Source organism: Enterobacter cloacae complex sp.6700776, assembly GCF_048284255.1.
In the GTDB taxonomy this organism is placed as follows: Bacteria; Pseudomonadota; Gammaproteobacteria; order Enterobacterales; family Enterobacteriaceae; genus Enterobacter; species Enterobacter intestinihominis.
Genome location: NZ_JBLVYK010000026.1, coordinates 1 through 14,022, shown reverse-complemented (window position 1 = coordinate 14,022; position 14,022 = coordinate 1). Strand labels below are relative to the sequence as shown.

The 14,022-nt window shown below is 58.0% G+C and carries 15 protein-coding genes and 1 riboswitch; of the genes, 6 read left to right on the top strand and 9 right to left on the bottom strand.

The window, feature by feature from the left end:
• Positions 1-95: 95 nt before the first annotated feature.
• From thiH to ACNQ0T_RS21780, 7 genes are all read right to left on the bottom strand, one after another.
• Positions 96-1,229, bottom strand: a complete 1,134-nt coding sequence (gene thiH, locus ACNQ0T_RS21810; protein WP_022646704.1) for a 2-iminoacetate synthase ThiH — start codon at positions 1,227-1,229, stop codon at positions 96-98.
• Complete coding sequence (thiG, locus tag ACNQ0T_RS21805; protein WP_023299071.1) at positions 1,229-1,996, bottom strand: thiazole synthase; 768 nt, start codon at positions 1,994-1,996, stop codon at positions 1,229-1,231. Before thiG ends, thiH begins: the two co-directional genes overlap by 1 nt.
• 1 nt (position 1,997) lies before the next feature.
• Positions 1,998-2,198, bottom strand: coding sequence for a sulfur carrier protein ThiS (gene thiS / locus ACNQ0T_RS21800; RefSeq protein ID WP_003862324.1), 201 nt, complete (start codon positions 2,196-2,198; stop codon positions 1,998-2,000).
• A complete protein-coding gene (gene thiF / locus ACNQ0T_RS21795) occupies positions 2,182-2,937 on the bottom strand; it encodes a thiazole biosynthesis adenylyltransferase ThiF (protein ID WP_023299072.1) in 756 nt (251 codons plus the stop codon). Before thiF ends, thiS begins: the two co-directional genes overlap by 17 nt.
• Positions 2,924-3,565, bottom strand: coding sequence for a thiamine phosphate synthase (thiE, locus tag ACNQ0T_RS21790; RefSeq protein ID WP_058677636.1), 642 nt, complete (start codon positions 3,563-3,565; stop codon positions 2,924-2,926). The genes thiF and thiE overlap by 14 nt, the downstream gene beginning before the upstream one ends.
• A complete protein-coding gene (thiC, locus tag ACNQ0T_RS21785; protein ID WP_023299074.1) occupies positions 3,565-5,460 on the bottom strand; it encodes a phosphomethylpyrimidine synthase ThiC in 1,896 nt (631 codons plus the stop codon). Before thiC ends, thiE begins: the two co-directional genes overlap by 1 nt.
• Before the next feature lie 78 nt (positions 5,461-5,538).
• A riboswitch (TPP riboswitch) is annotated at positions 5,539-5,648 on the bottom strand.
• Between the two features lie 54 nt (positions 5,649-5,702).
• Positions 5,703-6,200, bottom strand: a complete 498-nt coding sequence (locus ACNQ0T_RS21780; RefSeq protein WP_023299075.1) for an Rsd/AlgQ family anti-sigma factor — start codon at positions 6,198-6,200, stop codon at positions 5,703-5,705.
• A 95-nt stretch (positions 6,201-6,295) separates the two neighbouring features.
• Between ACNQ0T_RS21780 and nudC the strand changes: the two genes are divergently transcribed.
• From nudC to ACNQ0T_RS21750, 6 genes are all read left to right on the top strand, one after another.
• Positions 6,296-7,069, top strand: coding sequence for an NAD(+) diphosphatase (gene nudC / locus ACNQ0T_RS21775; RefSeq protein ID WP_417930374.1), 774 nt, complete (start codon positions 6,296-6,298; stop codon positions 7,067-7,069).
• Between the two features lie 38 nt (positions 7,070-7,107).
• Positions 7,108-8,172 carry a uroporphyrinogen decarboxylase gene (hemE, locus tag ACNQ0T_RS21770; protein ID WP_023299076.1) on the top strand — a complete coding sequence of 355 codons (1,065 nt, stop codon included), beginning with the start codon at positions 7,108-7,110 and terminating at the stop codon, positions 8,170-8,172.
• 9 nt (positions 8,173-8,181) lie between these two features.
• Positions 8,182-8,853 (top strand): deoxyribonuclease V, encoded by a 672-nt coding sequence (nfi, locus tag ACNQ0T_RS21765; RefSeq protein ID WP_003862312.1) that lies wholly within the window; start codon positions 8,182-8,184, stop codon positions 8,851-8,853.
• A 41-nt stretch (positions 8,854-8,894) separates the two neighbouring features.
• Complete coding sequence (locus ACNQ0T_RS21760) at positions 8,895-9,485, top strand: YjaG family protein (RefSeq protein ID WP_022646712.1); 591 nt, start codon at positions 8,895-8,897, stop codon at positions 9,483-9,485.
• 186 nt (positions 9,486-9,671) lie between these two features.
• On the top strand, positions 9,672-9,944 hold the full coding sequence (gene hupA / locus ACNQ0T_RS21755; RefSeq protein WP_002445246.1) for a nucleoid-associated protein HU-alpha: 273 nt from the start codon (positions 9,672-9,674) through the stop codon (positions 9,942-9,944).
• Positions 9,945-9,955: 11 nt separating this feature from the next.
• Positions 9,956-10,648 carry a DUF1481 domain-containing protein gene (locus ACNQ0T_RS21750; protein WP_069596140.1) on the top strand — a complete coding sequence of 231 codons (693 nt, stop codon included), beginning with the start codon at positions 9,956-9,958 and terminating at the stop codon, positions 10,646-10,648.
• A 48-nt stretch (positions 10,649-10,696) separates the two neighbouring features.
• Here ACNQ0T_RS21750 and purD read toward each other — a convergent pair whose 3' ends face one another.
• Both purD and purH read right to left on the bottom strand, forming a co-directional pair.
• Positions 10,697-11,989 (bottom strand): phosphoribosylamine--glycine ligase, encoded by a 1,293-nt coding sequence (purD, locus tag ACNQ0T_RS21745; protein WP_022646714.1) that lies wholly within the window; start codon positions 11,987-11,989, stop codon positions 10,697-10,699.
• A gap of 15 nt (positions 11,990-12,004) precedes the next feature.
• A complete protein-coding gene (gene purH, locus ACNQ0T_RS21740) occupies positions 12,005-13,594 on the bottom strand; it encodes a bifunctional phosphoribosylaminoimidazolecarboxamide formyltransferase/IMP cyclohydrolase (RefSeq protein ID WP_063854390.1) in 1,590 nt (529 codons plus the stop codon).
• Positions 13,595-14,022: the final 428 nt, after the last annotated feature.

Here is a 14,022-nt window from a genome sequence, read left to right as displayed (position 1 = left end):
TGGTTAATCCTAATAAAACCGGGCAGATCTCCTCAATCGCCCGGCGTTGATCTTACGAGCCGTCTCGTAACCTTTACGCGTTGTTGCAGGCGGTTTCAGCGCAAATGCGAAGCTCTTCCCAGCCAGCTGTCCCAGTCTTTCCACACGGGCTGTAGCCCCTGTGCAGTCAGGGCTTCCGCCACCGCGTCGGGCCGTCGTCCGTCGTGCGGTGCAAACTGTTCCAGTTCCGGGCGATCGTCCGCGTAACCGCCCGGCTGCGTTTTGGAAAAGGCGCTGACGTTGTTGATCGCCAGAGGGATCGCGCGGTCGCGAAACGCGGGGGATTCACGCGTGGAGAGCGACAATTCCACTTCCGGCGCGAACAGGCGAAATGCGCACAGGGTTTGCACCAGCTGGCGCTCATCCATCAGCGAGGCGGGTTCAATGCCTCCCGTACACGGACGCAGCCGTGGGAATGAGATGGAATAGCGGCTTTGCCAGTAGTACTGCTGTAGCCACAGCAGATGCTCTGCCACCATATAGCAGTCAACCCGCCAGCTGTCGGACAGACCGATAAGCGCGCCCAGCCCAATTTTATCGATACCGGCGCGCCCCAGCCTGTCCGGCGTTTCCAGCCGGAAGATGAAATCCTGCTTCTTCCCTTTCAGGTGATGCCGGGCATAGGTCGCCTCGTGGTAGGTTTCCTGATAGACCATGACGCCGTCCAGCCCAAGGGTTTTCAGTTCCGCATATTCCTCTTGCGACAGAGGCTGCACTTCCATTTGCAATGAGGCAAATTCGCGGCGGATGGCCGGAAGATGCTGGCGAAAATAGTCCATCCCCACTTTGCCCTGATGTTCACCCGTCACCAGTAAGAGATGTTCAAAACCCATCTCACGAATAGCCGCACACTCGCGGGCGATCTCATGCTCATCCAGCGTTTTACGCTTAATGCGGTTGCTCATTGAGAAGCCACAGTAGGTGCAGTCGTTGGCGCACAGGTTAGAGAGATAAAGCGGCACGTAAAAGCTCACCGTGTTGCCAAAGCGCTGGCGGGTGAGGCGTTGCGCGCGCTGCGCCATCGGTTCAAGGTATGCGCTGGCTGCCGGAGAAAGCAGGGCCATCAAATCCTCGCGGGTCACATGCCGGGCTGTTAATGCCCGCTCTACGTCCGCAGAGGTTTTACTGTTGATGCGTAAGGCAATATCGTCCCAGTTAAGCTGACGCCAGCGATCGGTAAAGGTAGCCATCAGAGTGCCTCCAGAAAACCGGTCAGCGGGCTGGTGGCCTGCGCCTGAAAGCTGCGCGAGCCGGGGCCGGACTGTCGTGCCAGCAGACCGGACTCCACGGCAAGGCGGAACGCACGCGCCATCATCACCGGGTCGTCGGCCACCGCAATCGCGGTATTGACCAGCACCGCATCGGCCCCCATCTCCAGCGCCTGCGCGGCATGACTGGGTACGCCGATGCCCGCATCCACCACCACGGGCACGGTCGCCTGCTCGATGATGATCTCCAGCATCGCGCGGGTCTCCAGTCCCTGGTTGGAGCCAATGGGCGCCCCTAACGGCATCACGGCCGCGCAGCCGACCTCTTCCAGACGCTTACACAGCACGGGATCGGCACCACAGTAGGGCAGAACGGTGAATCCCTGCTGCACCAGCGTCTCTGCCGCTTTCAGGGTTTCGATCGGATCGGGCAACAGCCAGCGGGCGTCCGGATGAATTTCCAGCTTCAGCCAGCAGGTGCCGAGCGCTTCCCGGGCCAGATGCGCAGCGAAAATTGCTTCCTCGGCCGTTTTCGCACCGGAGGTATTGGGTAAGAGCGTCACGCCTGCCTCCAGTAACGGCGCAAGTATGGCATCGTTGTGCTGACGCAGATCCACGCGCTTCATCGCCAGCGTCACCAGCTGGCTGCCGCTTTCACGAATAGCATCCACCATTAGCTGCGGGGAGGCGAATTTTCCGGTTCCGGTAAACAGATGTGAATCAAAGACTTTGTCGGCAATACGTAACATCTCAGCCCCCAGCGATAACCTGAAACAGCAGGATCTGGTCGCCTTCATTGACCTGCTGATGTTCCCACCGCTCGCGCGGCAGGATCTGTTGATTGAGCGCCAGCGCCGTTCCCGGCTTCAGCTGGCGCAGCGTGTCGAGCAGGGCGGCAACGGTGAGATCGTCGTCGCACGTCATCGGCTCATCGTTAAACAGAATGCGCATCGCGGCCTCCGCATACCGGGCAGCGGTTGGCGCGGTTTAACGCCAGATGGCGCCAGCCGCTGGAACGGGCGTCGAACAGCCGGAGCGTGTTGCGCTCTGTTTCCATGCCGCTGAGCAACTTGATGGCTTCCAGCGCCTGAAGGGTACCCATCACGCCCACCACCGGCCCAAGAATGCCAGCCGTGCGGCAGTTACGCTCCGGTTCAGCCTCGTCCGGCCACAGGCAGCGGTAGCAGCCCTGCGCCCACGGCGGCGTAAGCACCATTATCTGCCCGCCGAAACCGACCGCGCTGGCGGTGATCAGCGGCGTGTTCTGTGCAACACAGGCCGCATTAATGGCCTGACGCGTTGCCATATTGTCCGTGCAGTCCAGCACCACGTCGGCAAGGGCAACTTCGCGTTGCAGATCTTCTCCGCTCAGTCGCGTCTGGAGCGCCACCAGTTCAATATCGGGGTTAAGCTGGTTCAGCCGCTTGCGCGTAACCTGTGCTTTAGGCTGGTTAACATCTTCTGTCGTGAAGAGGATTTGCCGTTGCAGGTTGCTGAGGTGTACCTCATCGTCATCGGCCAGTACCAGCGTTCCCACGCCCGCCCCGGCCAGATACAGCGCGGCGGGCGCGCCCAAGCCACCCAAACCGACAATCAGTACCCGGCTGGCGAGCAGCTTTTGCTGCCCGTCAATGGCGATATCCTCCAGCAGGATCTGGCGGCTGTAGCGCATAAAATCACGATCTTTCATCGCCTGCTCCTGCCAGTTGTAAAAGCCGTGCGGTGGCGGCCTGCCAGTCTACTGCCTGGGTGATAGCGCTGACGACGGCGATACTGCCGACGCCGGTTTCCAGCACGGCGGGCGCACGTTCAAGGCTGATTCCGCCGATGGCGACGGTGGGGTAATCGGCAAGGCGCTTAACGTGGGCTGCCAGCTGAGCCAAACCCTGTGGGGCAGACGGCATCTGTTTGGTTTGCGTCGGGAAAACGTGGCCGAGGGCGATGTAGGAGGGGCGGGCCGCCAGCGCCACGTCGATCTCCATATCATCGTGGGTGGAAACGCCCAGCCGCAGACCGGCGTCACGGATTGCGTTGAGATCGGTCGTTTCCAGATCTTCCTGTCCCAGATGCACGCCGTACGCCTGGTGTTTAACCGCCAGCCGCCAGTAGTCGTTGATAAACAGGCGGGCATGGTAGCGACGTCCCAGCGCGATAGCGGCGGCCACATCGGCCTCCACCTCTTCGTCGCGTTTATCCTTGATGCGCAGCTGGAGGGTGCGAACGCCTGCCTCCAGCAAGCGCTCTATCCACGCCACGCTGTCCACCACCGGGTAAAGCCCTAAGCGGAAGGGGACAGGTGGGAAATCGGGCTGGTACATTACGCCTCCTCCTTTTTGAGGTAGATTTCGCCGCCTTTGGCGCGGAAGGTTTCGGACATGTCTGCCATACCGACTTCAATGGTCTGCGCGGCGGCGTAATCGCGTACCTCCTGGCTGATTTTCATCGAGCAGAACTTCGGCCCACACATGGAGCAGAAGTGCGCGACTTTGCCCGATTCCTGCGGCAGGGTTTCGTCGTGGTAGGCGCGGGCGGTGAACGGATCCAGCGCCAGGTTGAACTGGTCTTCCCAGCGGAATTCAAAGCGCGCTTTAGACATGGCGTTGTCGCGAATTTGCGCGCCCGGATGGCCTTTCGCCAGATCCGCCGCGTGGGCGGCAATCTTGTAGGTAATCAGTCCCTGCTTCACGTCCTCTTTGTTTGGCAGCCCGAGGTGCTCTTTCGGCGTCACGTAGCAGAGCATGGCGCAGCCGAACCAGCCGATCATCGCCGCGCCGATCCCGGAAGTGAAGTGGTCATAGCCCGGCGCAATATCGGTGGTCAACGGCCCCAGGGTGTAGAACGGTGCTTCGTGGCAGTGCTCCAGCTCCTCGGTCATGTTGCGGCGGATCATCTGCATCGGTACATGGCCCGGGCCTTCAATCATCACCTGCACATCGTACTCCCAGGCGATTTTGGTTAGCTCGCCCAGCGTGTGCAGCTCGGCAAACTGCGCCTCGTCGTTCGCGTCACGGATGGAGCCAGGACGCAGGCCGTCGCCCAGCGACAGAGAAACGTCATAAGCGGCGCAGATCTCGCAGATTTCGCGGAAGTGCTCGTAGAGGAAGTTTTCCTGATGATGGGAAAGGCACCATTTCGCCATAATCGAACCGCCGCGTGAGACGATACCGGTCAGACGCTTCGCGGTCATCGGCACGTAGCGCAGCAGTACGCCCGCGTGAATGGTGAAGTAGTCCACGCCCTGTTCCGCCTGCTCCAGCAGCGTGTCGCGGAACGCTTCCCAGGTAAGGTTTTCGGCGATGCCGTTGACCTTCTCCAGCGCCTGATAAATCGGGACGGTGCCAATCGGCACCGGGCTGTTACGCAGGATCCATTCGCGGGTTTCGTGAATGTAACGGCCGGTGGAGAGGTCCATCACCGTGTCCGCGCCCCAGCGCGTCGACCAGACCAGCTTTTCCACCTCTTCTTCGATGGAAGAGGTGACGGCAGAGTTGCCGATGTTGGCGTTGACCTTCACCAGGAAGTTGCGGCCGATAATCATCGGCTCGGATTCCGGGTGGTTGATGTTGGCGGGAATAATCGCGCGCCCGGCGGCTACTTCATCACGCACGAATTCCGGCGTGATGTTCTCCGGCAGGCGAGCGCCAAACCCTTCACCCGGATGCTGGTGGCGCAGCACTTCGCTGCGAATGCGCTCGCGGCCCATGTTTTCGCGGATGGCGATGAACTCCATCTCCGGCGTGACGATACCCTGTCGCGCGTAGTGCAACTGGGTTACGCATTTGCCCGCTTTAGCGCGTTTCGGCGTCAGCAGGCCGGTAAAGCGCAGCTCGTCCAGACCGTCGTCGGCCAGGCGCGCGTTGGTGTACGCCGAGCTGCGCACGCTCAGTTCTTCGCAGTCGTTACGGGCATCAATCCACGGCTGGCGAAGCTTTGCCAGACCCTGCTGCACGTTGATAGCAACATCAGGATCGCCGTACGGGCCGGAGGTGTCATACACCGGCACGGCTTCGTTGTCTTCAAACTGCGGGTGCTCTTTGCTGCCGCCGATAAGCGTCGGGCTGAGCTGGATTTCGCGCATCGGCACGCGGATATCGGCCTGTGAACCGGTGATGTAGATGCGCGTTGAGTTCGGGAAAGCGGTGCCTTCCAGGGTGTCGATGAAGCGTTGTGCGTGTTCGCGCTGTTCGCGGCGGGTCAGTTTTGTTGTAGACATAGCTCATTCCAGATGTGAAGGACATGGCTTGTCAGACGACGGATGAAGCAAGAGAAGATCGCCCGAAGGCGATACAACAGCAGTGTGACTCTTGTTCCCTTCGCAGGTATTAACCAGATCAGGTTCCGCGGATCCCGAATTAACGGTCTCAGCCCGTGCTTTCACACTGGGCACTCCGACAAGAAAAATCCCCCTCCGCAGAGGGGCGAATGGTTGTAAATTACTCGTTAACGATTAAGAACTCAAGCAGGGCGCGCAACGTTATCGCTGGTGCTGATAGTCAGGTTGTTGTCCAGCACGAGGGCGATGAGCTTGTCTTCCAGCGTGAATCGCTCTTCCAGTGCTTCGCCAAGGTCGGAAAGCGCCTGCTGAAACTCAAGATAGTTATCGTGATCGATAGCGTTCTCCAGCGTGGAATCGTAGTAGTCCATGATCTGCTGGGTGTTGGCTTCAAGCAACGGACAGAGTTTACTGGCCGCTAAATACGGCGTTGTCCCTTCCATTTCGCGGATAATGCGTTCATAAAGGTTGAAATGGCCGTCGGAGAGGTAGTCGACCAGGCTCTGACAAAAGTCGTCCAGCGCTTTTTCATTGAGTCGCATAAAGGATTCTTTGCCAGGCTTAAGACCAACCAGATTGTAATACGCCACAAGGAGATGCTTGCGCACATGTAGCCAGCGATCCACCAGGGTGTTACTTCCTCCAACGCGCTCAGTCAGGCTTTCCAGCTGGTTTAACATGGTCGACTCCATAAGGTTTAAAATGGGATCTGCTTATCCAAAATGTAACCACAATGCTAACAACATGTCAGTGAAGCGAAGGTAGTGCAATAGATATGGATCGTATTATTGAAAAATCAGATCTGGGTTGGTGGATCGTCAGCCACGAACAAAAATTATGGCTGCCCTCAGGAGAGTTGCCCTACGGTGCCGCGGAAACGTTCGATCTGGTGGGCCAGTCCGCGCTGAAGATCGGCGAGTGGCAGGGCGATCCCGTGTGGTTGATCCAACAGGCGTGCCGTCAGGATATGGGATCCGTACGTCAGGTGCTGGATCTGGACGTCGGCCTGTTCCAGCTGGCGGGGCGCGGCGTACAGCTGGCGGAGTTTTACCGCTCGCACAAATACTGCGGTTACTGCGGCCACACCATGCACCCGAGCAAAACCGAATGGGCGCTGCTCTGCGGCCACTGCCGTGAACGTTACTACCCGCAAATCGCACCGTGCATCATTGTCGCCATCCGCCGTGATGATTCCATCCTGCTGGCGCAGCATACCCGCCATCGCAACGGCATTCACACCGTCCTCGCCGGGTTCGTGGAAGTCGGCGAAACGCTGGAACAGGCGGTGGCGCGCGAGGTGATGGAGGAGAGCGGCATTAAGGTGAAAAACCTGCGCTATGTGACGTCGCAGCCGTGGCCGTTCCCGATGTCCCTGATGACCGCGTTTATGGCGGAATACGACAGCGGCGAGATTGTTATCGATCAGAAAGAGCTGCTGGAGGCGAACTGGTATCGCTACGACGATTTACCGCTGCTGCCCCCGCCGGGAACGGTGGCGCGTCGCCTGATAGAAGATACCGTGGCAATGTGTCGGGCCGAGTATGAGTAGTGTTACACTGACGGACTGACGCAATAAGGAACTGCAAAATGACCGAACTGAAGAACGATCGTTATCTGCGTGCGCTGCTGCGCCAGCCCGTTGATGTCACCCCGGTGTGGATGATGCGCCAGGCGGGACGCTATCTGCCAGAGTACAAAGCCACGCGTGCGCAGGCGGGCGATTTTATGTCGCTGTGCAAAAACGCCGAACTGGCCTGTGAGGTGACGCTCCAGCCGCTGCGCCGCTTCCCGCTCGATGCCGCCATTCTTTTTTCGGACATTCTTACCATTCCGGACGCGATGGGCCTTGGGCTCTATTTCGAAACCGGCGAGGGGCCGCGTTTTACCTCACCGATCAAAAGCAAAGCCGACGTTGATAAGCTGCCGATCCCCGATCCGGAAGGCGAGCTGGGCTATGTGATGAACGCCGTGCGCACCATCCGCCGCGAGCTCAAAGGCGACGTGCCGCTGATTGGCTTCTCCGGTAGTCCGTGGACGCTGGCCACCTACATGGTGGAAGGCGGCAGCAGCAAAGCCTTTACCGTCATCAAAAAGATGATGTACGCAGAGCCGCAGGCCCTGCATGCCCTGCTCGACAAGCTGGCGAAGAGCGTCACGCTCTATCTCAACGCGCAGATTAAAGCGGGCGCGCAGTCGGTGATGATTTTCGACACCTGGGGCGGCGTGCTGACCGGGCGTGATTATCAGCAGTTCTCCCTGTACTACATGCACAAAATTGTCGATGGTCTGCTGCGTGAAAACGAAGGCCGCCGCGTGCCGGTAACGCTGTTTACGAAAGGCGGCGGTCAGTGGCTGGAAGCGATGGCGGCCACCGGCTGTGATGCGCTGGGCCTCGACTGGACCACTGATATTGCCGATGCGCGTCGTCGCGTGGGGGATAAAGTGGCGCTCCAGGGCAACATGGACCCTTCCATGCTCTATGCGCAGCCTGCCCGTATCGAAGAAGAAGTGTCGACTATACTGTCTGGTTTCGGCCAGGGCGAAGGCCACGTCTTCAACCTTGGTCACGGTATTCATCAGGATGTACCGCCAGAACACGCTGGCGTATTTGTGGAGGCGGTGCATCGGCTTTCTGCCCAGTATCACAAGTAAGGAGTGGTTATGGATCTCGCGTCGCTACGCGCTCAGCAAATCGAACTGGCTTCATCGGTGATCCGCGAGGATCGTCTGGATACGGACCCTCCGCGATACATTGGCGGGGCGGATGTCGGGTTTGAGCAAGGCGGTGAAGTGACGCGAGCGGCGATGGTGGTGCTGAAATACCCGTCGCTGGAGCTGGTGGAGTACAAGGTGGCGCGTATCGCCACCACCATGCCCTATATCCCCGGCTTTCTCTCCTTCCGCGAATATCCCGCGCTGCTGGCCGCGTGGGAGCAACTCTCGCAAAAACCCGATCTGCTGTTTGTGGATGGGCACGGCATCTCCCATCCGCGTCGCCTGGGCGTTGCCAGCCACTTTGGTCTGCTGGTAGACGTGCCGACCATCGGCGTGGCGAAAAAACGCCTGTGCGGCGCGTTTGAGCCGCTCTCTGCCGAACCGGGCGCGCTGGCGCCGCTTATCCATAAAGGCGAGCAGCTGGCGTGGGTCTGGCGCAGTAAAGCGCGCTGCAATCCGCTGTTTATCGCAACCGGGCATCGGGTCAGCATGGACAGCGCCCTGGCGTGGGTGCAACGCTGTATGAAGGGCTACCGCTTACCTGAGCCTACCCGCTGGGCTGACGCCGTTGCCTCTTCACGTCCGGCATTCATTCGTTGGCAGGAAATTCAGCCGTGATTCAGGTAAACTGCGGCTAATTTTCGATTCGAGACATCATCATGTTACAAAACCCGATTCATCTGCGCCTTGAGAAGCTGGAAAGCTGGCAGCACGTGACGTTTATGGCTTGCCTGTGCGAGCGCATGTACCCCAACTATGCCGCGTTCTGTAAGCAAACGGAGTTTGGCGAAGGCCAGATTTATCGACGTATCCTGGATTTGATCTGGGAGACGCTGACGGTCAAAGACGCAAAGGTAAACTTCGACTCTCAGCTTGAAAAGCTGGAAGAGGCAATTCCTGCGGCGGACGATTACGACCTGTATGGCGTCTACCCGGCTATCGATGCCTGTGTGGCGTTGAGCGAGCTGATCCACTCCCGTCTGAGCGGTGAAACCCTGGAGCACGCCATTGAAGTCAGTAAGGCATCCATCACCACCGTCGCGATGCTGGAAATGACCCAGGAAGGCCGTGAAATGACCGACGAAGAGCTGCGTGCTAACCCGGCGGTTGAACAGGAATGGGATATTCAGTGGGAAATTTTCCGTCTGCTGGCGGAGTGTGAAGAACGTGATATTGAGCTGATCAAAGGGCTTCGCGCGGACCTGCGCGAGGCCGGCGAGAGCAATATTGGTATAATTTTTAACCAATGAGACAACAAAACGTGATTTAACGCCTGTTTTGTCACTCCTCGACTCTTCCCTTTCGCCCCCCGTCTGGTCTACATTTGGGGGGCGAAAAAAAGTGGCTATCGGTGCGTGTATGCAGGAGAGTGCTTTTTTGGCATTTTCGTCGCACTCGATGCTTAGCAAGCGATAAACACATTGAAAGGATAACTTATGAACAAGACTCAACTGATTGATGTAATTGCGGACAAGGCTGATCTGTCTAAAGTGCAGGCTAAAGCTGCTCTGGAATCTACCCTGGCTGCTATTACTGAGTCTCTGAAAGAAGGCGATGCTGTACAACTGGTTGGTTTCGGTACCTTCAAAGTGAACCACCGCGCTGAGCGTACTGGCCGCAACCCGCAGACCGGTAAAGAAATCAAAATCGCCGCAGCTAACGTGCCGGCATTTGTTTCTGGTAAAGCACTGAAAGACGCAGTTAAGTAAGACGCGTGGCAGTGAACAGTTTTAACGAAGGGGCGGCAACGCCCCTTTTGTCATTCTGGCGTGGACCGCTCGCGCTGGCAGGCGTACTGTTGCTGTCTGCCTGTAGTCATGATTCCTCACTCCCCCCGTTTACCGCCAGCGGCTACGCTGACAACCAGGGAGCGGTCAGGATCTGGCGCAAAGATTCCAGCGATGAAGTGCATATGCTTACCGCGTTCAGTCCGTGGCATAACGGCAATACCTCGACCGCAGAATACCGCTGGCAGGGCGATGCGCTGTCGCTCATTGAACTGAATATCTACAGTAAGACTCCCGAACACGTAAAGGTGCGTTTTGACGACCACGGCGAGCTGAGCTTTATGCAGCATGAGGTCAGTGGACTGAAACAGCAGCTTTCCAGCGATCAGGTCGCGCTCTACCGCTACCGTGCTGAACAACTTCGCCAGACCAGCGATGCGCTGCGTCAGGGCCGCGTGGTGCTGCGCCAGGGGCGCTGGCATGCCGACGGCACGGTGACCACCTGCGAAGGGCAGACAGTGAAACCTGAGCTTGAATCCTGGGCAACCGAACACATTCAGCGTCGTCAGTGGCATTCATCTGTGGAGGTGAGTGTGGCATGGCTGGAAGCGCCGGAAGGCTCTCAGCTGTTGCTGGTGGCGAACGAAGATTTCTGCACCTGGCAGCCGACAGAGAAGAGTTTCTGACGTAAATCCCCTCTCCCTTTGGGAGAGGGTTAGGGTGAGGGTGTGAAATTACTCTCCCTGCTCCCGCGCAATGGCACGATAGCCGATATCCTGGCGGCTGAAGCTGCCGTTCCAGTGAATATCCGCCATCAACGCATAGGCGCGCTTCTGCGCCTCTGCCACGGTATGACCCAGTGCGGTCGCACACAGCACGCGTCCACCATTAGTGAGCACGCGGTCATCATCAGAGAGCTTTGTACCGGCGTGGAACACCTTCGCACCGTCAATCTCTTCCAGCGGCAGGCCGTGGATCTCATCCCCGGTGTTGTAGCTACCCGGATACCCACCCGCAGCAATCACCACACCTAAAGAGGCACGCTCGTCCCACTCGGAAGTTTTCTCATTCAGCTTGCCTTCGCACGCCGCCAGACACAGATCAACCAGATCGGACTTCATGCGCAGCATGATCGGCTGAGTTTCCGGATCGCCGAAGCGGCAGTTGAATTCAATCACCTTCGGGTTACCCTGCTTGTCGATCATCAGGCCTGCGTAGAGGAAACCGGTGTAGGTATTGCCTTCCGCCGCCATCCCTTTTACGGTTGGCCAGATGATGCGGTCCATGGTGCGCTGGTGTACTTCGTCAGTGACCACTGGAGCTGGGGAGTAAGCACCCATCCCGCCGGTGTTTGGACCCGTGTCGGCATTGCCTACGCGCTTGTGATCCTGGCTGGTGGCCATCGGCAGGACGTGCTCGCCGTCAACCATCACGATAAAGCTCGCTTCTTCGCCGTCGAGGAACTCTTCAATCACGATGCGGTGGCCCGCATCGCCAAAGGCGTTACCCGCCAGCATATCCTGCACAGCGGCTTCCGCTTCTTCAAGGGTCATCGCCACGATAACGCCTTTCCCGGCAGCCAGACCGTCGGCTTTAATCACAATCGGCGCGCCTTTTTCACGCAGGTAAGCCAGAGCAGGCTCTACCTCGGTGAAGTTCTGATATTCCGCCGTCGGGATGTTATGACGCGCGAGGAAATCTTTGGTGAAGGCTTTTGAACCTTCCAGCTGTGCGGCACCTTCCGTTGGGCCGAAAATTTTCAGGCCCGCGGCGCGGAAGGCATCTACAACGCCGATCACCAGCGGCGCTTCCGGGCCCACAATCGTCAGATCGATATTCTCGTTCCGGGCAAAGCTCAGCAGCGCCGGGATATCGGTTACGCCGATGGCGACGTTCTGTAGCGCGGGCTCCAGTGCGGTACCGGCGTTACCCGGTGCCACAAAGACGGTTTCAACCTGCGGAGACTGCGCTGCTTTCCACGCCAGGGCGTGCTCGCGCCCGCCATTACCAATCACTAATACTTTCATTTTCTGCTCCGGAAATTAATGGCGGAAGTGGCGCATGTCGGTAAAGATCATTGCGATGCCATGTTCGTCGGCAGCGGCAATCACTTCTTCATCACGGATTGAACCGCCAGGCTGGATCACACAGGTGATGCCCACAGCAGCGGCCGCATCAATACCGTCGCGGAACGGGAAGAAGGCGTCAGAGGCCATGGCGGAACCTTTGACTTCCAGACCTTCGTCACCTGCTTTAATACCCGCAATTTTCGCAGAGTAAACGCGGCTCATCTGGCCTGCGCCTATCCCGATGGTCATGTTCTCTTTGGCGTAAACAATGGCGTTAGACTTCACGAACTTCGCCACTTTCCAGCAGAACAGCGCGTCGCGCAGCTCCTGTTCGGTCGGCTGACGTTTGGTCACCACGCGCAGGTCGGCTTCTGTCACCATACCCAAATCGCGATCCTGAACCAGCAGACCGCCGTTCACGCGCTTGAAGTCCAGACCTGGAACGCGCTCTGCCCACTGACCGCAAACCAGCACGCGCACGTTCTGTTTCGCCGCGGTGATTTTCAGCGCTTCTTCGGATGCGGATGGCGCGATGATCACTTCGACAAACTGACGGGAGATGATGGCCTGCGCGGTTTCCGCATCCAGCTCGCGGTTGAAGGCGATAATGCCGCCGAACGCGGAGGTCGGGTCGGTTTTGTAGGCGCGATCGTAGGCATCCATAATGGAGGTGCTTACTGCGACGCCGCATGGGTTGGCGTGCTTGACGATAACGCAGGCCGGCTCGCTGAACTCTTTCACGCATTCCAGCGCGGCGTCGGTATCGGCAATGTTGTTATAAGAGAGGGCTTTGCCCTGTACCTGCTGAGCAGTCGCAACAGAGGCTTCTTTCACCTCTTCTTCTATATAGAAGGCTGCCTGCTGGTGGCTGTTCTCGCCGTAGCGCATATCCTGCTTCTTAATGAAGTTCAGGTTCAGGGTGCGCGGGAAGCGACCAGATGGATCTTTGCTTTCACCGTGGTAGGCAGGAACCAGGCTACCGAAGTAGTTGGCGATCATACTGTCGTACGCGGCGGTGTGTTCGAAGGCTTTGATGGCGAGGTCGAAACGCGTATCAAGCGTCAGGGACCCTTCGTTGGCGTCCATCTCATTAATAATGGCGCTGTAGTCGCTGCTCTTCACTACGATGGCCACATCTTTATGGTTCTTGGCTGCGGAGCGCACCATGGTCGGGCCGCCGATGTCAATGTTCTCTACGGCATCTTCCAGAGAACAGCCTTCGCGGGCGACGGTCTGGGCGAAGGGATAGAGGTTAACGACAACCATGTCGATGGGGGCAATATTGTGCTGCTCCATAATACCGTCGTCCTGACCGCGACGACCCAGAATGCCGCCGTGCACTTTCGGGTGCAGGGTTTTGACGCGTCCATCCATCATTTCCGGGAAACCGGTGTAGTCGGACACTTCGGTTACCGGCAGACCTTTCTCTGCTAACAGGCGAGCGGTACCGCCTGTAGAAAGCAGCTCCACACCGCGTGCGGAAAGTGCCTGAGCGAATTCGATGATACCGGCTTTATCAGAAACACTGAGCAGAGCGCGGCGGACTGGACGACGTTGTTGCATGGTAAATCCCCTGGATTTCACGATTACAGAGAGCGTTAGATGAATTTTCCAGCGAAAAACTCATCTAACACACCTGACGAGGCCTCCTTGTTAAGCGCGAGCATTTTAACGAAAACGTTTGCGCAACGCTCGCATATTTTCACTTTTTCGAAGCGCTGTGGATAACTCTGTGTGTAAAAGGGTATAAGGCGGGGTTTTGCTGGGGAATGCAGCAGTCAGTCATTTTTCTGTCATTTAGCGGTTGCGGCCTGCGGAGAACTCCCTATAATGCGCCTCCATCGACACGGCGGATGTGAATCACTTCACAGACAACCCGGTCGGTTGAAGAGAAAAAATCCTGAAATAACGGGTTGACTCTGAAAGAGGAAAGCGTAATATACGCCACCTCGCGACAGAGCGCTGAAGCGCGTCGCAACTGCTCTTTAACA